The 19,174-nt window shown below is 73.9% G+C and carries 21 protein-coding genes and 1 tRNA gene; 17 read left to right on the top strand and 5 right to left on the bottom strand.

Translation table 11 applies throughout. The annotated features are described in order from the left end of the window. Positions 1-10: 10 nt before the first annotated feature. The 7 genes from J3P32_RS05790 (at position 11) to J3P32_RS05760 (ending at position 5,396) form a co-directional block, all read left to right on the top strand. A complete protein-coding gene (locus J3P32_RS05790; RefSeq protein WP_210438868.1) occupies positions 11-1,414 on the top strand; it encodes a UTP--glucose-1-phosphate uridylyltransferase in 1,404 nt (467 codons plus the stop codon). Then, on the top strand, positions 1,407-2,660 hold the full coding sequence (gene glp, locus J3P32_RS05785) for a molybdotransferase-like divisome protein Glp (RefSeq protein WP_210438867.1): 1,254 nt from the start codon (positions 1,407-1,409) through the stop codon (positions 2,658-2,660). The genes J3P32_RS05790 and glp overlap by 8 nt, the downstream gene beginning before the upstream one ends. Then, positions 2,661-3,140 (top strand): cyclic pyranopterin monophosphate synthase MoaC, encoded by a 480-nt coding sequence (moaC, locus tag J3P32_RS05780; protein WP_210438866.1) that lies wholly within the window; start codon positions 2,661-2,663, stop codon positions 3,138-3,140. After that, positions 3,137-3,613, top strand: a complete 477-nt coding sequence (locus tag J3P32_RS05775) for a MogA/MoaB family molybdenum cofactor biosynthesis protein (protein ID WP_210438865.1) — start codon at positions 3,137-3,139, stop codon at positions 3,611-3,613. The genes moaC and J3P32_RS05775 overlap by 4 nt, the downstream gene beginning before the upstream one ends. A 59-nt stretch (positions 3,614-3,672) precedes the next feature. Next, positions 3,673-4,230, top strand: coding sequence for a GNAT family N-acetyltransferase (locus J3P32_RS05770; RefSeq protein ID WP_307807740.1), 558 nt, complete (start codon positions 3,673-3,675; stop codon positions 4,228-4,230). Positions 4,231-4,290: 60 nt separating this feature from the next. After that, positions 4,291-5,256, top strand: coding sequence for a divisome protein SepX/GlpR (sepX, locus tag J3P32_RS05765; protein ID WP_210438864.1), 966 nt, complete (start codon positions 4,291-4,293; stop codon positions 5,254-5,256). Between the two features lie 64 nt (positions 5,257-5,320). Then, positions 5,321-5,396: transfer RNA gene (locus J3P32_RS05760), tRNA-Ala, on the top strand. Between the two features lie 82 nt (positions 5,397-5,478). On the opposite strand, the gene J3P32_RS05755 is transcribed toward J3P32_RS05760, so the two are convergent. After that, on the bottom strand, positions 5,479-6,156 hold the full coding sequence (locus J3P32_RS05755; protein WP_210438863.1) for a GAF and ANTAR domain-containing protein: 678 nt from the start codon (positions 6,154-6,156) through the stop codon (positions 5,479-5,481). Between the two features lie 230 nt (positions 6,157-6,386). Next, positions 6,387-6,656 carry a DUF3263 domain-containing protein gene (locus J3P32_RS05750; RefSeq protein WP_210438862.1) on the bottom strand — a complete coding sequence of 90 codons (270 nt, stop codon included), beginning with the start codon at positions 6,654-6,656 and terminating at the stop codon, positions 6,387-6,389. Positions 6,657-7,101: 445 nt separating this feature from the next. On the opposite strand from J3P32_RS05750, the gene J3P32_RS05745 reads away from it, so the two are divergent. Continuing rightward, on the top strand, positions 7,102-7,713 hold the full coding sequence (locus tag J3P32_RS05745) for a hypothetical protein (RefSeq protein WP_210438861.1): 612 nt from the start codon (positions 7,102-7,104) through the stop codon (positions 7,711-7,713). A 105-nt stretch (positions 7,714-7,818) separates the two neighbouring features. Here the strand turns inward: J3P32_RS05745 and J3P32_RS05740 are convergent, their stop codons facing one another. Both J3P32_RS05740 and J3P32_RS05735 read right to left on the bottom strand, forming a co-directional pair. After that, positions 7,819-8,046 (bottom strand): hypothetical protein, encoded by a 228-nt coding sequence (locus tag J3P32_RS05740; protein WP_210438860.1) that lies wholly within the window; start codon positions 8,044-8,046, stop codon positions 7,819-7,821. Positions 8,047-8,204: 158 nt separating this feature from the next. Beyond that, on the bottom strand, positions 8,205-9,788 hold the full coding sequence (locus tag J3P32_RS05735; RefSeq protein ID WP_210438859.1) for a dolichyl-phosphate-mannose--protein mannosyltransferase: 1,584 nt from the start codon (positions 9,786-9,788) through the stop codon (positions 8,205-8,207). An 87-nt stretch (positions 9,789-9,875) separates the two neighbouring features. Here J3P32_RS05735 and rsmI point away from each other — a divergent pair, with 87 nt between their 5' ends. The 6 genes from rsmI to J3P32_RS05705 all read left to right on the top strand — a co-directional run bounded on the left by rsmI (position 9,876) and on the right by J3P32_RS05705 (position 16,697). Next, positions 9,876-10,706: a 16S rRNA (cytidine(1402)-2'-O)-methyltransferase gene (gene rsmI / locus J3P32_RS05730; protein ID WP_210438858.1), complete on the top strand. Its 831-nt coding sequence runs from the start codon at positions 9,876-9,878 to the stop codon at positions 10,704-10,706. Beyond that, positions 10,693-11,598 (top strand): TatD family hydrolase, encoded by a 906-nt coding sequence (locus J3P32_RS05725; RefSeq protein ID WP_210438857.1) that lies wholly within the window; start codon positions 10,693-10,695, stop codon positions 11,596-11,598. Before rsmI ends, J3P32_RS05725 begins: the two co-directional genes overlap by 14 nt. Before the next feature lie 275 nt (positions 11,599-11,873). Next, positions 11,874-13,013 (top strand): transglycosylase family protein, encoded by a 1,140-nt coding sequence (locus J3P32_RS18120; protein ID WP_307861597.1) that lies wholly within the window; start codon positions 11,874-11,876, stop codon positions 13,011-13,013. Between the two features lie 80 nt (positions 13,014-13,093). Continuing rightward, positions 13,094-13,963 carry a 16S rRNA (adenine(1518)-N(6)/adenine(1519)-N(6))-dimethyltransferase RsmA gene (gene rsmA, locus J3P32_RS05715; protein WP_210438856.1) on the top strand — a complete coding sequence of 290 codons (870 nt, stop codon included), beginning with the start codon at positions 13,094-13,096 and terminating at the stop codon, positions 13,961-13,963. Next, positions 13,960-14,850: a 4-(cytidine 5'-diphospho)-2-C-methyl-D-erythritol kinase gene (locus tag J3P32_RS05710; RefSeq protein ID WP_210438855.1), complete on the top strand. Its 891-nt coding sequence runs from the start codon at positions 13,960-13,962 to the stop codon at positions 14,848-14,850. Before rsmA ends, J3P32_RS05710 begins: the two co-directional genes overlap by 4 nt. Next, a complete protein-coding gene (locus tag J3P32_RS05705) occupies positions 14,850-16,697 on the top strand; it encodes an ABC-F family ATP-binding cassette domain-containing protein (protein ID WP_210438854.1) in 1,848 nt (615 codons plus the stop codon). Before J3P32_RS05710 ends, J3P32_RS05705 begins: the two co-directional genes overlap by 1 nt. A gap of 13 nt (positions 16,698-16,710) precedes the next feature. Here the strand turns inward: J3P32_RS05705 and J3P32_RS05700 are convergent, their stop codons facing one another. Next, a complete protein-coding gene (locus J3P32_RS05700; protein WP_210438853.1) occupies positions 16,711-17,196 on the bottom strand; it encodes a MarR family winged helix-turn-helix transcriptional regulator in 486 nt (161 codons plus the stop codon). A gap of 172 nt (positions 17,197-17,368) precedes the next feature. Here J3P32_RS05700 and J3P32_RS05695 point away from each other — a divergent pair, with 172 nt between their 5' ends. Genes J3P32_RS05695 through J3P32_RS05685 form a run of 3 tightly spaced genes read left to right on the top strand, consistent with a single transcriptional unit; the run spans position 17,369 to position 19,152 of the window. Next, positions 17,369-18,172: a trans-aconitate 2-methyltransferase gene (locus J3P32_RS05695; RefSeq protein WP_210438852.1), complete on the top strand. Its 804-nt coding sequence runs from the start codon at positions 17,369-17,371 to the stop codon at positions 18,170-18,172. Beyond that, positions 18,169-18,615: a VOC family protein gene (locus tag J3P32_RS05690; RefSeq protein ID WP_246849924.1), complete on the top strand. Its 447-nt coding sequence runs from the start codon at positions 18,169-18,171 to the stop codon at positions 18,613-18,615. Before J3P32_RS05695 ends, J3P32_RS05690 begins: the two co-directional genes overlap by 4 nt. Before the next feature lie 60 nt (positions 18,616-18,675). Next, positions 18,676-19,152, top strand: coding sequence for a hotdog fold domain-containing protein (locus J3P32_RS05685; RefSeq protein WP_210438851.1), 477 nt, complete (start codon positions 18,676-18,678; stop codon positions 19,150-19,152). Positions 19,153-19,174: the final 22 nt, after the last annotated feature.

Here is a 19,174-nt window from a genome sequence, read left to right as displayed (position 1 = left end):
CGATCGAACCATGGCAAGCAAGGGCAGCGGCCGGGGCCTGGAGATCGCGCGCGAGAAGATGCGCCAGGCCGGGGTGGACGAGGTCGCGATCGACACGTTCGCGCACTACTACCGGCTCCTCGAGCACGGCGAGACCGGGATGATCCCCGAGGACACCATCGAGCCGATCGACATGGAGGCGCTGGCCGACGTCGAGGTGCCCGACGAGACCGCGGCGGAGGCGATCCGCCGGACGGCCGTGATCAAGCTCAACGGCGGCCTCGGCACGTCGATGGGCATGGACCGCGCGAAGTCGCTGCTGTGCGTGCGGCGCGGGCTCAGCTTCCTCGACATCATCGCGCGGCAGGTGCTGCACCTGCGCAAGGAGTACGACGCGCCGCTCCCGCTGATGTTCATGAACTCCTTCCGCACCTCCGCCGACACCATGGCGGCCCTCGAGCGCTACGAGGACCTGCCGGTGGAGGGGCTGCCGCTGGAGTTCCTGCAGAACAAGGAGCCCAAGCTCCTCGCCGCCGACCTGATGCCGGCGGCGTACCCCAAGGACCCCGACCTCGAGTGGTGCCCGCCCGGCCACGGCGACATCTACACCGCGCTCCGCGGCACCGGCCTCCTCACCCGGCTCATCGACGCCGGCTACCGCTACGTCTTCGTCTCGAACTCCGACAACCTCGGCGCGGTGCCCGACGCGAGGGTCGCGGGGTGGTTCGCCCAGAGCGGCGCCCCGTTCGCGATCGAGGCCGTGCGCCGCACCCCCTCGGACCGCAAGGGCGGTCACTTCGCCCGCCGCAAGGCCGACGGCCGGATCGTGCTCCGCGAGACCGCGCAGACGCCCGACGCCGACAAGGAGGCCCTGGCCGACCTCAGCCGCCACCGGTACTGCTCGACCAACAACCTGTGGTTCGACCTCCAGGCGATGGTCGAGGCGCTCGACGCCCGCGGCGGCATCCTCGGCCTGCCGCTGATCAAGAACGTCAAGCACCTCGACCCGGCCGACCCGTCGACTCCGGAGGTCATCCAGGTCGAGACCGCCATGGGTGCGGCGATCGAGGTGTTCGAGGGGGCCCGGACCATCGAGGTCGGCCGCGACCGGTTCGTCCCGGTCAAGACCACCGACGACCTCCTGGTGCTGCGCTCCGACGTCTACGACATCGGCAAGGACTTCGTGCTCGACCGGGCCGCCCACGACGTCCCGTACGTCACCCTCGACGGCGACTTCTACAAGCTGGTCGGCGACTTCGACAAGCGCTTCCCCGAGGGGGCGCCGTCGCTGCGCGAGGCCGACTCGTTCACCGTGGAGGGCGACTGGACCTTCGGGCCCGGCGTGAAGGTCGTCGGCGACGTGACCCTGAGCGCGACGGCCGCCAAGCGCGTGGAGGGCGGCACCGTCCTCGACGAGCAGGAGCGGCATGGCTGACCCGCTCCCCGACCGGCTCCCGGGCCTCCTTCCCGTGGCCGACTACGTCGAGCGCATCCTCGCCACCGTCTCCCCGCTGCCGGCGTTCCCGCAGCCGCTCATGGAGGCCCTCGGCCTCGCCCTCGCCGAGGACGTCGTCGCGCCGATCTCGCTGCCGAGCTTCGACAACTCCGCGATGGACGGGTACGCCGTCGTGGCCGACGACGTCGCCGGTGCCAGCGCGGACGCGCCGGTCACCCTGCCGGTCGTGGGCGAGATCGGTGCCGGCCAGTCGTCGATCCTGGCCCTGTCGCCCGGCACCGCGGTCAAGATCATGACCGGGGCCCCGGTGCCCGCCGGCGCGACCACGGTCGTGCCGTACGAGTGGACGGACCGCGGCGTCGCGACCGTGCGCATCGAGCGCGCCGCGATCCCGGGTCAGCACATCCGCCCCACCGGGGACGACATCGCCCAGGGCGACATGCTGCTGGAGGAGGGCACCGTCCTCGGCCCGCGGCACCTCGGCATGCTCGCCGCGGTCGGCCGCGCGACCGTCCGCACCCGGCCCCGGCCGCGCGTCGTCGTGATCTCCACCGGCTCCGAGCTGCGCGACCCCGGCACGCCGCTGGGCCGCGACTCGATCTACGACGGCAACTCCTACCTCCTCGCCGCGGCCGCCCGCGCCGCCGGCGCCATCGCCTACCGCGTCGGCATCGTCCCCGACGAGGCGCATGCCTTCACCGAGGCGCTGAGCGACCAGCTGGTCCGCGCCGACCTCGTGGTGACGAGCGGCGGGGTGAGCGAGGGCGACTTCGACGTCGTGAAGGAGTCGCTGTCGCACCACGGCTCGATGTGGTTCGGCGGCGTCGGCATGCAGCCCGGCAAGCCGCAGGGGTTCGGCACGATCGGCGAGGACGACACCCCTGTGTTCACGCTCCCGGGCAACCCGGTCTCGTCGTACGTCTCCTTCGAGATGTTCGTGCTCCCGGCCATCCGCCGGATGATGGGCAAGCTGCCCTACGTCCGACCCACCGGCCGCGCCCGGCTCACCCACGGGCTGTCCTCGCCCGAGGGCAAGGTGCAGCTCGTGCGCGCCCTCTACGACACCGACCGCGGCGGCACCTTCGTCTCGCCCGTCGGGGGCCACGGCTCCCACCTCATCGGCGACCTCGCGGCGGCGAACTGCCTCATCGAGGTGCCGGCCGGGACCACCGCGATCGCGGCGGGCGAGATGGTCGCGATCCGCAAGCTCGACGAGGAGTTCTGAATGGCGTCCGGCGACGGCAGGCTCACCCACGTCGACGAGACGGGGGCGGCCCGCATGGTCGACGTCGGCGACAAGCCGGTCACCACGCGCACGGCGACCGCGAGCGGCCGAGTGCTCGTCAGCCCGGCGGTCGTGGAGCTGCTGCGCGGCGAGGGCGTGCCGAAGGGCGACGCGCTCGCGGTGGCCCGCATCGCCGGGATCATGGGCGCCAAGCAGACGCCGGCCCTGGTGCCGCTGTGCCACCCGCTCGCGATCTCCGGGGTCACCGTCGACCTCGCCGTCAGCGACGCGTCGGTCGACATCACCGCGACCGTGCGCACCAGCGACCGCACGGGCGTGGAGATGGAGGCGCTGACCGCGGTGTCGGTGGCGGCGCTCACCGTCGTCGACATGGTCAAGGCGGTCGACAAGGCGGCGGTCATCACCGACGTCCGCGTCGAGACCAAGACCGGCGGCCGGTCGGGGGACTGGTCGCGATGAGCCTCCTCGCGGCCGTGGTCGTCGCGTCCAACCGCGCCGCCGCGGGCACGTACGCCGACGAGACCGGCCCGCTCATCGCCACGTGGCTGCGCGAGCAGGGCTTCGACTGCGCCGACCCGGTGGTCGTGCCCGACGGCGACCCCGTGCGCGAGGCGGTCGCGGCCGCGCTGGCCTCGGGTGCCCGGCTCGTGCTGACGACGGGCGGCACCGGACTGACGCCGACCGACCGCACGCCGGAGGCGACCCGCCCGCTCCTCGACCGCGAGGTGCCCGGGATCGCCGAGGCGATCCGCGCGGCCGGGGTCGCGGCCGGCGTGCCGACCGCGATGCTGTCGCGGGGCCTCGCCGGGATCGCCGGCGACTGCCTGGTGGTCAACCTCCCCGGCTCACGCGGCGGCGTGAAGGACGGGCTCGGGGTGCTCGAGCCGGTCGTGCGGCACGCCGTCGAGCAGGTCGTCGGGAGCGACCACTGAGCGCCACGCCCGGCTCGGCGCCCGGCTGGCCCGCCCGCCTCGAGTCCGAGGGTGTCGTGGTGCGTCCGCTGCGGCGCTCCGACGCGGAGGAGTGGCAGGCCGTGCGGTCCCGCAACCACGACTGGCTGCGGCCGTGGGACGCGACGGTCCCGCCGGGTGCGGCGCCGCGCCCGGCGTCGTACAAGGTCGTGACCCGCTCGCTGCTGCAGCAGGCCAAGCAGGGCCAGTGCCTGCCGTTCGTCATCGAGGTCGACGGCCGCTTCGTGGGGCAGGTGACGGTGAGCAACGTCGCCCGCGGGTCGGCCCAGTGGGGGTCGATCGGCTACTGGATCTCCGCCGACGTGGCCGGCCGCGGCATCGTGCCCCGCGCCGTGGGGATGGTCATCGACCACTGCCTCGGCCCAGTGGGGCTGCACCGGATCGAGATCTGCGTGCGCCCGGAGAACACCAACTCGCTGCGCGTGGTGGAGAAGCTCGGCCTGGAGCAGGTCGGCTACGCGCCGCGCTTCCTCCACATCGACGGGGCGTGGCGCGACCACCGGATCTTCGCCGTGACCGCCGAGGAGGCGCCCGAAGGGGTGCTCGTCAGGCTGGTGGCACACCAGTCACAGCAGTAGTTCTGCGACACACCACTTGACATCCGCCCCGGTCCCGCTCCCCGCTCCTACGCTTCGAGCGTGGACCTGAGTGCTCTCATCTTCGTCGCCCTTGCCGTGGCGTGGGCCGTCTACCTGATCCCGAAGGCCCTCAAGCACCACGACGAGGTCGTCCGGAGCCGCTCCGTCGAGAAGTTCTCCCACACCATGCGCGTCCTCGCCCGCCGCGAGCCCGTCGACCGCCGCAACGCCCGCCTCGTCGTGTCGCCGGTCCGCCCCACCTCGCGCCCGCCGGTCGAGACCAAGGCGCACGCGGCGCCCGAGGCCGTGGCCGCGTCGGTCACGACGACGGTGACCCGCGAGGTCACCACCTCGGTGGTCCCCCGACGTACGCCATCGCGGTCGCGGTCCGCCGCCACCGAGCCCCCCATCGAGCGCCCCACCGAGCGCGCCTCCGCGCGCCGCGCCGCCAGGCGCCGCCGCAACGTCCTCGCCCTCGTCGTCCTCGCCAACGCCGTCGTGGCCGCCCTGGCCGTCGCGGACGTCGTCGCCTGGCCGTGGCTCGCCGCGCCGGCCGTGCCCCTCGTCGCTTGGCTGGTCGCCTGCCGCGTCTCGGTCCGTGCCGAGCGCAGCCGCCGCGCCAGCCGGGGGGCGATCGAGACGGGCGTCCCTCCGGAGGTCGGTGAGCCGGACGACGACGTCGACCTCACGGGCGAGGTGCCGGCCGTGCCCGCGCCGGTCACGCCCATGTCCCCCGACGAACCGGCTCTCGAGCCGTCTGCGGCCGCCGACGCGCCGGCCGTCGCCACGGGCGAGGTCCCGGTCGTCGGTGGCTGGGACATGGTGCCCACGACGCTGCCCACCTACGTCAGCAAGCCCGCCGCCCAGCGGCGCACGGTGTCGACCATCGACCTGGACTCGACCGGGGTCTGGTCGAGCGGGCGCAACGACGAGGACTCCGCCCTGGCCCGCTCCGCCGAGCAGTCGGCGCGGACGACGCGCGAGGCCCACGACGCGGCGGAGGCCCGCCGCGCCAGCGGCGCCTGACGAGGAGCCGATTCGGTCGGTCACCGACCGCTCGTGTATCTTGGCGTCGCGCCGTGAGGCGCTTGGGGCTGTGGCGCAGTTGGTAGCGCGTCTCGTTCGCAATGAGAAGGTCAGGGGTTCGAATCCCCTCAGCTCCACCACGTGAGGACCGCCCGGCACCTGCGACAGGTGGCGGGCGGTCCTGTGTCTCCAGCCCGTCGGGCGGGCGACTGCTCCAGCGCGTCAGGAGCGGCGGTACTGCTCGATGCTGGTGGTGACGATCTCCTCGGCGACGTCGCGCAGCTTGATGTTGCCGGCGGACGAGGCGCGGACCAGGAACTGGAAGGCGCGGTCGGGGTCGATGCGGTAGCGCTCCATCAGGATGCCGACGGCCTGCCCGATCACCTTGCGGCTCTGGAGCGCCTGATTGAGCTCGTGCTCGTGCCGTGCGTGGCCGAGCACGACCGCCACGTGGGTGGCGAGCAGCCGCGCGGTCGCCGCAGTGTCGAGGTCGACCTCGTCGTGGTCGGTCGAGTAGAGGTTCAACCCGCCGACGTGGCGGCCGTCGCTGAACAGGCGGACACCCATCTGCGACCGGACGCCGCGGGCGGCCGCGGCAGGAATGTACCGGGGCCATCGCTGCTCGTGGCGGAGGTGCTCGACGACGACGACCGGCTCGTGCTCCAGCGCCTGGACGCACGGTCCTTCGTCGAGGTCGTACTGGAGCGCGTCGAGCTCCCAGACCAGCTGGTCGGTCCCGGCGCGCGTCTCGATCGTGCCGCTCCGGTGCCGTTCGGAGACGCTGACGTGCCCGAAGCGCGGGAGCGAGGTGCGGGCGGCGTGCACGACTGCGTCGAGGGTGTCCTCGAGGGTGCGCGGCTGGCTGATGGTCTCGGTGGCGTACGCAAGTGCGGCCGCCACGGACAGGTGTGGAGTCTCCACGGGTCCTCGATGCGTTGCTCCAGACGCAACGCCAACGGGGCACGCGACATCCAGACGGATGGGAGGCCTGGGTCTGGACCTCCACCGCCACCCTACCTAGGGCGCCAATGGCCGAGGCACACGGGCTCGACCCTGGACGACGCGCGAGCCGGGCCGGGGTCGTGCGGACGACACGACCCGCCGGGGTCCCGGGTCGACGCCCGGCCCGGTCAGGCCTCGCGCTCGTCGCCGGGGCCGGAGCGCCGCGCCGACCGTCGGCTCGTGACCCGGGCGTCGCGCAGCCGCCGGAGGCGTCGCACGAGGAGGGGGTCGTGCCGGAGGGCCGCGTCCTTGCTGATGATGACGTCGAGGAACCGGAAGTAGCGGGCCGGGGAGACGCCGAAGGTCTTCTCGATGGCCTCCTCCTTGGCGCGCAGGTGCCGCCAGAGGGCACGCTCGAAGTCGAGGATGGACCTCTCGAAGTCGCTCAGCGGCTGCATGGTCGAGAACCGTACAGGGGCGCACGGCTGCCGACACCGACCCTCGGGATGAGGTGGGCCCGCACCGGCCGCCACTCCGGAGGCGAGCGGCGCGCGCGACGGCGCCCGGCGGGGCGCACGGGACGGCCCCACCGGGCACGGGGGACCGGCGGGGCCGGATCGAAGGTCCCCACGACCGCTCGATCCCGTTGGCGGTACCCCGGCGGTGCCGGGGCAACGCCGCCGCACACCCGTAGGGCGGGGCGTCGTCAGGACTCGCCCGGCGGTAGGCTCGAGCACCGAGGGCTGGGTCCTGCCACGAGGCTAGACGCGGTCGGTGCCACCGTCCGCGGGACGGAGCAACGGTGTCCCACGCGTGCCCGACGCGTTGACGTGCCGTTGATCGTCCGCGAGGGGCGCCGCGGCCATGCCGACCCCGATCGGACTCCGGCGCTACCGTCGTCTGGTGACCGACTACCAGCGCATCGTCGTGGTCAGCACGCACGCCAGCGCGGCCGACGTCGGCCGGGTGCGCAAGGCGCTCGGGTCGTCCGCGGTCGTCCTCACGGCGCCCACCGGTGAGGCCAAGCGGGTGGTGCAGGGGCTCGGGCGGGAGGCGGCGCCCGAGGTCGTGCTGGCGCCGGTCCGCTTCCCCGACACCGACCGCGGGCACCGCCTCGACGAGGTCGTACGCCGTCACGCGGTCGCCGACCGCTACCGGGACGTGGTGGTCGTGGCCGACCCCGCGACGATCACGCTGCTGCTCCGCGTGCTCGCCCCCGACCAGCTGCCGGCCGCGGGGCCGGTCACCGAGGTCGGGCTGCCCCGCGCCCCGCGTCCCGTCCCGCTCGGCCCCGCGGCCGCGGGCGGCGTCGGCCTCGCGGTGCTGGCCGGTGTGCTCGCCGCGCTGGTGCCGGTGTGGGTGCTGCCGGTGCTGACCGCGGTCGCCGGGCTGGTGCTGCTCGTGGTGCCGGGTCGGCGCCACGTCGGCCTGGCGTTGCTGGTGGCGGTCGGCGTCGCCGTGCCGGCCGGCCTGCTGCTGGTCGCGGGGTCGAACCGGTTCCCCGGCTCGTGGTGAGGCAGCGGTGGCCGCAGGTGCGCACGCAGTGCCGGCACGCAGGCGACCCCGCCCGGATGGGGCCGGGCGGGGTCGGGTCCAGGAGCGCTCGCGACTCGGGGCGGCTCAGCCCTTCCGGGGGCCGAAGAGCAGGCCGCGCACGCGCCCGTCGCGGGGCTGCGGGATCGCCGGGGCCGGCCACCACTGCAACGTGCGGTGGCCGGCGCGGTTGAAGCCCTCGCGATAGACGAACGTGTCCCCGCAGCCGCACACCCAGCGCGCGCCGACCTCGTGGCCTTCGTCGGTCGGGGCGCCCGGCGTCTGCAGGCAGACGTGGATCGTCGTGGGGTCCATCGCAGTCTTCCCTCGTCTCGACCGGAGCGGATCGGTGACCCATGGTGGGTCGGTCACGGCGGCGGAGAACAGGGTCCAGAGGGAAGTTCCGAGCGACCTTGACGAAACCTCGACCGCACCGGCGTCGCGCCGAGATGGTCCGCGCCGCCGAGCGAGGCTCAGATCCAGCGCTGGAACCAGATCCGGGCGTCCCACTCCGACTTGGTGAGGAGCACGTCGGTCCAGATAGGCCAGAACCAGACGAAGGCGACGAGGGCCAGCACGGTGAAGCTCCCGGCGACGACGACGCCGAAGGTGCGGCGGGGCGTCGGCACGTCCGAGGTTCCGACGAGGTGGCCGGCCACGAGTGCGGTCGAGAGGACCAGGAAGGGCAGCGAGGTGATCGCGTAGAAGAAGAAGATCGGGCGGTCGTCGTAGAGGAACCACGGCAGCCAGGTGCTCGCCAGCCCGACGACCGCCACCCCGTGCCGCCAGTCGCGCGCACCGATCCACAGCAGCAGCGACGCCACCATCGTGAGACAGCCGCCCCACCAGACGACCGGGTTGCCGATCAGCAGGACCTGCCGCAGGCACGACGACCCCGACGGCGCCTCGCACCCCTGTGACCCCGGCTGGATGTCCGTCTGCGCGTCCACCCCGACCGGACGCCCCATGACCAGCCACGTCGAGGGCTTGGACGCGTAGACGTGCGACGAGTCGTCCAGGAAGTGGCTGTGGAACGTGTAGACGTCCTGGTGGTAGGACCACAGCGAGCGCAACGACTGCGTGACCTCGCTCAGCCCGTCGGCGTCCGGCTCGCTCGCGCTCGGCCACGGGTCGTCCCCGCCGTACGAGGTGTACTGCGTGTTGCTGAACGCCTCCTCGTAGACCTCTGCGTGCACCAGCCAGCCGGTCCAGGAGGCGACGTACGTCGCCAGCGCGACGCCGACGAGCGCGACGAACGCCGGCACGCCGTCGAGGACGACCGAGCGCAGCAGCGGGCGGCGCTGGCCGAACGCGCGCCGGGCCCCGGCGCTCCACAGCCAGGCGAGCAGGCCGAAGGCGGCGAGCGGGTAGGCCCCGGACCACTTGGTGCCGCACGCCAGGCCGAACGCGAGGCCGCCGGCGAGCAGCCAGGGCCGCCAGCAGGCGAGCCACCGGCCCTGCCCGCCCTCGCGGGACAGCCGGTCGCGCAGCCACTGCCGGTCCGCCACCACGCAGTGCACGCCGCAGAGCACGAAGAACGCCAGGAAGATGTCGAGCAGCGCCAGCCGCGAGAGCACGAGCTGCAGGCCGTCGACCGCCAGCAGCAGCCCCGCGACGAGCCCGATCGCCGTCGACCCCGACACCCGGCGGACGAAGCGGCACATGAGGAGCACCATCAGCGCGCCGACGACCGCCGACGCCGTGCGCCACCCCTCCGGGTCCATCCCGAAGACCTCGATGCCCGCGGCGATGAGCCACTTGCCGACCTCCGGGTGGACGATCATCGACGGACCGTCCTGGAACAGGCCCGTGAGGTCGCCGTTGAGGATGGTCTTGTCGGCGTCCTCGACGTAGCCGCGCACGTAGCCGTGCTGGAGCAGTGACCACGCGTCCTTGGCGTAGTAGGTCTCGTCGAAGGAGAACTGGTGCGGCGTGCCGAGGTGCCACCTGCGCAGGAAGAATGCGAGGGCGGTCAGGCACAGGGCACCCACCCACCCGAGGAGCGGGTCCTCCGAGCGCCAGCGCGGGCGGTTCCGCTCGGCGGCAGTCGGGGTCACGCGGGCACTCTAGCCAGAGCCGGGCGGCGCGTCGGGTGCCGCGCACGCCGGCGGTCGACGCCGCGTCGCGCCTGAGATGATCGACCCATGTCAGGCGTCCTGGTCCTCGCGGGCACCCCGATCGGGCAGGCCGGCGACGCGCCTCCCCGGCTGGCCGCCGAGCTCTCCGGAGCCGACGTCGTCGCTGCCGAGGACACTCGCCGGCTCAAGCGCCTGTGCGCCGACCTCGGCATCACCCTCGGTGGCCGGGTCGTGTCCTACTTCGAGGGCAACGAGCAGGCGCGCACCCCAGCGCTGCTCGAGGCGCTGCTCGCGGGCGACCGCGTCGTGCTGGTGACCGACGCCGGGATGCCGAGCGTGTCCGACCCCGGCTACCGCCTCGTGGCCGCGGCGGTCGAGCACGACGTGCGCGTCACCGCGGTCCCGGGGCCGAGCGCGGTCCTCACCGCGCTGGCGGTGAGCGGCATGCCGGTCGATCGGTTCTGCTTCGAGGGCTTCCTGCCCCGCAAGGCGGGTGAGCGCGGCCGGCGGCTCGCCGGCCTGGCGGGCGAGGAGCGGACGATGGTGTTCTTCGAGGCCCCGCACCGCACCGAGGCCGCCCTCGCCGCGATGGCCGAGGCGCTCGGGGAGGACCGGTCCGCGGCCGTGTGCCGCGAGCTGACCAAGACCCACGAGGAGGTCCGCCGCGGCCCGCTCGCCGAGCTGGTCGCCTGGGCCGCGGAGGGCGTGCGCGGTGAGGTCACCATCGTGGTCGAGGGATCGAGCGGAGCGCCGGCGGTCGGGACCGATGCGGGCTCCCTGCGAGCGGCCGTGGCCGACCTGGAGGCGTCCGGGTCGACGCGCAAGGAGGCGATCGCCGAGGTCGCCAGGCGAGCCGGCCTGCCCAAGCGGGAGGTGTACGACGTTGTCCACCGCTGAGCAGGGACCGGGACCGACCCGCTCGAGGGCCGGCACCGAGGAGAGGTCGGGCGCCCGGCGCGACCGCGCGCGCCCGCCGGCGCCGGAGCCGCTGCCGCACCCGGTCGTCGACAACCACTGCCACCTCGACATCGCCGACGGCGACTGGCTGGGCACCGCCGCCGCGATCGCCGCCGCTGCCGCCGTCGGGGTGCCGCGCATCGTGCAGATCGGCTGCGACCTGCCCGGTGCCCGCTGGGCCGTCGAGGCCGCCGCCGAGCACGACGCGCTCGTCGCCGGCGTCGCGATCCACCCCAACGAGGCGCCCCGCCTGGCCGCCGCCGGCCGCCTCGACGAGGCCCTCGCGGAGATCGAGCGGCTCGCGGGGGCGCATGACAAGGTGCGCGCGGTGGGGGAGACGGGGCTCGACACCTTCCGCACGGGCGAGGAGGGCCGCGCGGCGCAGCAGGAGAGCTTCCGGCGCCACGTCGACATCGCCAAGCGGCTCGGCAAGACCCTCGTCATCCACGACCGCGACGCCCACGACGACGTGCTGCGGATCCTCGACGAGGGAAGGGCGCCCGACCGCTGGGTGATGCACTGCTTCTCCGGCGACGCGACGTTCGCGCGGGAGTGCCTGGACCGCGGCGCCCACCTCAGCTTCGCCGGCACGGTCACGTTCAAGAACGCGGCGCGGCTGCGCGACGCCCTGGCCGTCACGCCGCTCGACCGGGTGCTCGTCGAGACCGACGCGCCCTACCTCACGCCCACGCCGTACCGAGGCCGTCCCAACGCGTCGTACCTCGTGCCCCTCACCGTGCGCGCGATGGCCGAGGTGCTCGGGTGCGACCTGGAGGAGCTCTGCCGGGCGATCGACGCCAACACCGAGGCCGCGTTCGGTGGGGCCTGGTGACGCCGCCGGGAGGTCCCGCCCCGGCGGGTGACCCGGATCTCGCACCGATTCCGGCGTTCGAGTTTGCATCACCGCCCGGCATCGTTATCGTCTTGTGATTGTTGGCCGGGATCGGGAGCGATCTACGGCAGCACGAGGACCGGATCGGGCCGGTCCTGCGAGACCCCCGCTTGCACGTCGTACGGCTCCTCGCGGCTCTGGTCGCGGCCGCCGCGCACGCTCGGCCGGGGGGTGCTGCCGCCCCGAGGCCCGGAGAGTACGACGTTCGGAGAATCGTGCGCTCTCGTTTCGCACAGCTCAGCAGGTCCAAGGCCGTCCTCGGCACCCTCGTGGGGGTCGTGGTCGCGGCCGTCGCGGGGACGACGGTCGGCTACGCCGCCCTCACCAAGGACGTGACCCTCACCCTCGACGGTGAGACCCGGCAGGTCAGCGCCATCGGCCGCACCGTCGGCGACGTGCTCGCCGCCGAGGGCGTCGAGGTCACCGACAAGGACCTCGTCGCCCCTGCCGTCGACGAGGCCGTCAGCGACGGCTCGGCCATCGCGGTGCAGTTCGGGCGACCGCTCGAGCTCTCCGTCGACGGGGACTCCCACACGTACTGGGTGAACTCGACCGACGTGGCCAGCGCCCTCGGCGAGATCGGCCGTCGCTTCGAGGGCGCCGACCTGTCCGCCAGCCGCGGGTCCTCCATCGGCCGCAGCGGCCTCACGCTCGAGGTCGTCACGCCCAAGGTCGTGCACCTCAAGCTGGGCGCGAAGGACCTGCGCAAGCGCACGATGACCGCGGTGACCGTCGCCGACGTGCTCCAGTCGGCCGGGTTCGACCTCGACCGGCACGACGAGGTCACGCCTTCGCTCGACACCGAGGTCTCCGACGGCGACAAGGTGGTCGTGACCGACATCCGCGTGGCTACGCGCCACGTGCGGCGCGAGGTGATGGACGCTCCCGTCGTGGAGCGCGAGGACGCGTCCATGTACGAGGGCGAGGAGGAGGTCGTGCAGTCCGGCCGCGACGGCGTCCGGAGCGTCACCTACCGGATGCGCTTCGTCAACGGCGAGATGGTCGCCCGCAAGGTGGTCGACGCCGAGGTGCGGGTGCGGGCCGTCGCGAGGATCGTGAAGGTCGGCACCCGGGAGGAGCCGGAGGAGCCGGCCGCGAACTTCGCCGGTGGCAGCACCGTCTGGGACACCCTGGCGCAGTGCGAGTCCGGCGGCAACTGGGCCATCAACACCGGCAACGGCTACTACGGCGGCCTCCAGTTCAGCCTCGGCACCTGGCGTGCCTACGGCGGCGCCGGCTACCCGCACCAGGCCTCCCGCGAGACCCAGATCGCCGTCGCGACGCGGCTGCGCGACGCCACCGGCGGCTACGGCTCCTGGCCCGGCTGCGCGGCGAAGCTGGGCCTGCCCCGCTGACCACTCGCTGGATCCGCGCCCGCGGCGTCGGCTCCCGGGCGCCCGCTCGCGCCGGGGCGGCCCCACTAGGCTTGCGCACCATGACCACGAACCCGGCCGGCCCGAGGCTCCTCGGGCCGGCCGAGGTGCGTCAGCTGGCCGCGGAGCTCGACCTGCGGCCCACCAAGCAGCGCGGGCAGAACTTCGTCATCGACGCCAACACCGTGCGGCGCATCGTCCGGGAGTCGGGCATCACCGGGGACGACGTGGTGGTCGAGGTCGGCCCCGGGCTCGGCTCGCTGACCCTGGCGCTCCTCGAGGTCGCCCGCCGGGTCGTCGCCATCGAGGTCGACCCGCTGCTCGCGGAGCGGCTGCCCGCCACCATCGCGGCGTACGCGCCGGAGCAGGCCGACGGCTTCGAGGTGGTGCTGGCCGACGCGATGCGCGTGGAGTCGCTGCCCGGCCCGGCCCCGACCGCCCTGGTGGCCAACCTGCCCTACAACGTCTCGGTCCCCGTCCTCCTCCACCTGCTCACGTTGCTGCCGTCGCTCGAGCGCGGCCTGGTGATGGTGCAGGCCGAGGTCGCCGACCGGCTCGCAGCGCGTCCGGGGTCGAAGACCTACGGGGTGCCCAGCGTCAAGGCGGCGTGGTTCGCCGACGTGCGCCGCGCCGGCGCGATCGGGCGCAACGTCTTCTGGCCCGCCCCCAACGTCGACTCCGGCCTCGTGGCCTGGACCCGGCGGGAGCCGCCGCGGACGACCGCCACGCGTCAGCAGGTCTTCGCCGTGGTCGACGCCGCCTTCGCGCAGCGCCGCAAGCAGGTGCGCGCCGCGCTGCGCGGCCTGGCCGGCTCCGCCGAGGCGGCCACCGCCGCGCTCGAGGCGGCCGGCGTCGACCCCGCCGCGCGCGGCGAGGTGCTCGACGTCGGCGACTTCGCGCGCATCGCCGAGGGACTGGCGGCCACAAGTTGAGCACCACGGTCCGGGCGGCCGCGAAGATCAACCTCCACCTGGGGGTCGGCGCGCCCCGTGAGGACGGGTTCCACCCGCTCGACACGGTCTACCAGGCGATCTCGCTCTACGACGACGTCACCGTCGCGGAGGCCGAGGAGGACTCGCTGAGCGTCGCCGGGTCGGCGTACATCGACGTCCGCGACGTCCCGGGCGACGCGTCCAACATCGCCGTCCGGGCGCTGGCCGAGGCAGCCTGCCGGAGCCCGCACCACGTGCGGATCACCAAGCAGATCCCGGTCGCGGGCGGCATGGCCGGCGGCTCGGCCGACGCAGCGGCCGCACTGCTGGCGCACGACCGGCTGCACGGGCTCTCCCAGCCCGACGAGGTGCTGCTGGCGCAGGCGGCGCGGCTGGGCAGCGACGTCCCGTTCTCCCTCGTCGGGGGCACCGCGCGGGGGCGGGGCCGCGGGGAGGTCGTCGAGCCGGTCGCGGACCGCGGGCCGTGGTGGTGGGTCGTCGTCCCGGCTCGCACCGGGCTCTCGACGCCCGACGTCTACCGCCACTTCGACCGGCTCCACCCCGACGCGCCCGCGCAGCCGGCCGAGCCGACCGGGCTCCTCGCGGCCCTGGCCAGCCGGGAGCCCGTACGGCTGGCCCGGACGCTGCACAACGACCTCCAGGAGCCGGCGATCGACCTGCGCCCCGAGCTCGGCGCGCTCATCCAGCGCGGCGAGGCGGAGGGCGCGCTCCGCGGCATGGTGAGCGGCTCGGGCCCCACCTGCGTGTTCCTCTGCGACTCCCAGGAGGGCGCCATGGCGGTGATGGCCGCGCTCTCGGCGTCGTACGACGTCGTCCTGCCCGCCATCGGGCCCGTCGCCGGCGCCCACGTGGTCGAGGTCCTCTGATGGCCAACCTGATCAACCTCGAGCGGGTGTCGAAGTCCTACGGGGTCCGCCCCCTGCTCGACGACGTGTCCCTGGGCATCTCGCTGGGCGAGCGGGTGGGCATCGTCGGGCGCAACGGCGACGGCAAGACGACGCTGCTCGAGGTGATGACCGGCATCGAGGAGCCCGACTCCGGGCGGGTGTCGCGGACCCGCGGCATCGAGATCGGCTACCTCCACCAGGGCGACGAGCTCGTCGACAGCCACACCGTCCGCGAGGCCGTGCTCCGCGGGCGCGCCGACCACGAGTGGGCCGCCGACCCGACGACGCGCCAGGTCGTCGAGGAGCTGCTCGCCGGCGTCGCCCTCGACCGGGCCGTCGTCGGCCTCTCCGGCGGCGAGCGCCGGCGCTGCGCACTGGCCGCGCTGCTGCTCTCGCGCCACGACCTCGTCGTGCTCGACGAGCCGACCAACCACCTCGACGTCGAGGCCGTCGCCTGGCTCGCCTCCCACCTGGTCTCGCTGCCGAGCGCGCTCATCGTGGTGACGCACGACCGCTGGTTCCTCGACGCCGTGTGCCAGACGACCTGGCAGGTCCACGACGGCGCCGTCGACGCCTACGAGGGCGGCTACGCGGCGTTCGTGCTGGCCAAGGCCGAGCGCCAGCGGCAGGCCGCGGCCACGGAGACGCGGCGGCAGAACCTCGCCCGCAAGGAGCTCGCGTGGCTGCGGCGCGGCGCCCCGGCGCGTACGTCGAAGCCGAAGTTCCGCATCGAGGCGGCCAACGCGCTCATCGACGACGTACCCCCGCCGCGCGACCGGCTCGAGCTCCAGCGCTTCGCCAGCCAGCGCCTCGGCAAGGACGTCATCGACATCGAGGACGTCGACCTGACGCGCGGCGAGCGCACGTTGCTCGACCACGCCACATGGCGGATCGGCCCGGGCGACCGCGTCGGCATCGTCGGCGTCAACGGGGCCGGCAAGACCTCGCTGCTCTCGCTGATCTCCGGCGCCCTGGCCCCCGACGTCGGCCGTGTCCGGCACGGTCGCACCGTCGAGCTGCAGCACCTCACCCAGGCGCTCGACGAGGTCGACCCCGAGGCGCGGGTGCTGCCGACGGTCGAGTCGATCCGACGGGTCACCAGGACGATCGACGGGCAGGAGCTCACCGCCACCTCGCTGCTCGAGCGGTTCGGCTTCACCGGCGACCGGCTCACCGCGCGGCTCGGGGACCTCTCCGGCGGCGAGCGGCGGCGCTTCCAGCTGCTCAAGCTGCTGCTGAGCGAGCCCAACGTGCTGCTGCTCGACGAGCCGACCAACGACCTCGACATCGACACCCTCAACGTCCTCGAGGACTTCCTCGACTCCTGGCCCGGCACGCTCGTCGTGGTCTCCCACGACCGCTACTTCCTGGAGCGGGTCACCGACTCGGTGTGGGCGCTGCTGGGCGACGGGCAGGTCTCGATGCTGCCGCGCGGCGTCGAGGAGTACCTCGAGCGGCGCAGCCAGATGCAGGCCGCCGAGGCGTCGGCCCGGACCGCGCCCGCTCCGTCATCCGGTCCGGCACCGATAGGTGCGCCTTCGCATGACGCGGGCGGAGCCGCCGAGCAGCCGGCCAACGGGCCGCACGCCCAAACGAAGGCGCGGCCCGGCTCCGCGGAGGACCGGGCCGCCCGCAAGGTGCTCGCCCGCGTCGAGAAGCAGCTCGAGCGCATCGCCGCCCGCGAGGCGGAGCTGCAGGCCGAGATGGAGGCGAACCTCACCGACTACGCGCTGCTCGCGCGGGTCGGCGACCAGCTCGGCGAGCTCGCGGCGGAGAAAGAGGAGCTCGAGCTGGAGTGGCTCGAGGCCTCCGAGGTCGTCGAGTAGGGCGGTGCCCGGCTCAGCTGAAGGGGGCGAGCAGCGAGCGCAGGAGCGCCGCGAGCCGGGTGCGCTCCTTGTCGGAGAGCTCCGCGAGCAGGTCGGCCTCCGCGGCGAGCAGTGCCTCGAACGCCCCGTCGACCGCCGCCTTGCCCTCCGAGGTCAGCCGGACCAGCACGCCGCGGCGGTCGTGCGGGTCGGGAAGCCGCTGCACGAGGCCGCGGTCGGCCAGCCGGTCGACCCGGTTGGTCATGGTCCCGCTGGTCACGAGCGTCTCGCGCAGCAGCCGGCCGGGGGAGAGCTCGTACGGCTTGCCGGCGCGCCGCAGCGCGGCCAGCACGTCGAACTCCCACGACTCGATGCCGTGCGCGGTGAAGGCGTCGCGGCGGGCCAGGTCGAGGTGGCGGGCGAGGCGGCTGATGCGCGAGAACACCTCGACGGGGGCGAGGTCGAGGTCCCCGCGCTCGCGGCCCCATGCCTCGACCAGGTCGTCCACCTCGTCCCGCATGGCGACATCCTGCCAGATCTGTCGAGAATCTTGACATCGAGATGGTTTGGGCGGCACGCTGGATTGTCTCGACATCAAGATACTGGTAGTCCACCGGGAAGTGGTCGTCGTACGTGCCGGACGACAGCCGATTGCCGGTGGACTACTCCGCCGCTGCGTGGAGGATGGCGTCATGAGCCACACCTGGGACCCCGACCGCTACCTGGCGTACGCCGACGAGCGCGGCCGGCCGTTCGTCGACCTGCTCGCCCGGGTACCCGCCGAGAACCCGCGGGTGGTCGTCGACCTCGGCTGCGGGCCGGGCAACCTCACCGCCCTCCTCGCCGACCGCTGGCGCAGCGCCTCGATCACCGGCGTCGACAGCAGTCCGGAGATGATCGAGGCGGCCCGCTCGCTCGGCGGCGTGCGGTGGGAGGTCGGCGACCTGCGCGACTGGGCCCGGCCCGACCCGCTCGCGCTGCGCGCGCCTATCGACGTGCTCGTCTCCAACGCCACGCTGCAGTGGGTGCCGGAGCACCTCGAGCTGCTCCCGGGCCTGGTCGACCGCGTCGCCGAGGGCGGGTGGCTCGCGTTGCAGGTCCCCGGCAACTTCGACGAGCCCAGCCACACCACCCGCGCCGAGCTCGCCTCGCAGGAGCCGTACGCCCGGCACGTCCGGGACGTGCGCGTACCTGCCAGCCACAGCCCCGAGACGTACGCTCGCGTGCTGATGGGCCTGGGCTGCGAGGTCGACGCGTGGGAGACGACGTACCTCCACGTGCTGACCGGGCCGGACCCCGTCTTCGACTGGGTGTCGGGCACGGGCGCCCGGCCGACCCTCCAGGCGCTGCCCGACGACCTGCGGCCGCGCTTCGAGGACGAGTTCAAGGCGCTGCTGCGCGAGGCGTACCCTGCCGACGCGGCCGGGCGCGTCCTGCTGCCGTTCCGCCGCATCTTCGTCGTCGCGCGCAAGCCGCAGGGAGTGGCGGTCCGGTGAGGCTGCACCACGTGCAGGTGGCGTGCCCGCCGGGAGGCGAGGACGCGGCGCGCCGCTTCTACCGCGACGGGCTCGGCATGACCGAGGTCGACAAGCCGGCGGGCCTGGCCGGCCGGGGCGGCTGCTGGTTCCGGGCGTACGACGACGCGGGCGAGGTCGCGGCCGAGCTCCACGTCGGGGTGGAGGACCCGTTCGCGCCGGCGCGGAAGGCGCACCCGGCCTTCGTGGTCGCGGACCTCGCCGAGGTGGCGGCCCGGCTGCGCGAGCTGGGCTTCGAGGTCGACGACAGCCAACGCGAGTCGTTCCCCGGCCACCTCCGCCTGCACACGTACGACGGCCACGGCAACCCGGGTCGAGGTGCTCGCGCCGGCACGGACTTCCTGAGGGTTGTGCGAACTTCTCGGGGCGTGCAGGCCCCCGGAAGTTCGCAATCCCCCGCTTAGGCGGGGGATCGTCGAGCGGCGGGAGCGCCCCAAAAGTTACTGGCTGGTAGCATCCCGCGCATGTCTGACGTCCTCGACCTCTGGAGGAAGACCTCCGCGCTGCCCCTCGGGGCGCGGGTGTTCTCCCTCGCGTTCAGCCAGAAGGCGCCGTACTTCGCCTCGATCCGGCCGCGGTTCACCGTCGTCGAGCCCAACCGGGCCGAGCTGGTCGTCCGCAAGCGGCGCGCGGTGCAGAACCACCTCGGCACCGTGCACGCGATCGCGCTGTGCAACGGGCTCGAGGCGGCGATGGGCGCGCTCGCCGAGGCGAGCATCCCGCGTGAGCGGCGCTGGATCCCGAAGGGGATGGAGGTCGCCTACACCGCCAAGGCGACCACCGACATCACCTGCATCGCCGAGACCGACCCCGAGCAGTGGACCGCCCCGCTGCGCGACGGCTACGAGCTGCCGGTCCGCGTCCGCGGGGTCCGCGCCGACGGCACCGTGGTCGTCGAGGGCACGATCCGGCTCTGGGTGTCGCCGAGGCGCGGAGCCTAGGCACCAGCGACCCCCGCGGGGG

It is taken from the genome of Nocardioides xinjiangensis (assembly GCF_017916385.1).
GTDB lineage: Bacteria > Actinomycetota > Actinomycetes > Propionibacteriales > Nocardioidaceae > Nocardioides > Nocardioides xinjiangensis.
The sequence above is the reverse complement of the archived record's forward strand: the minus strand, read 5'-3'. Positions and strand labels throughout refer to the sequence as shown.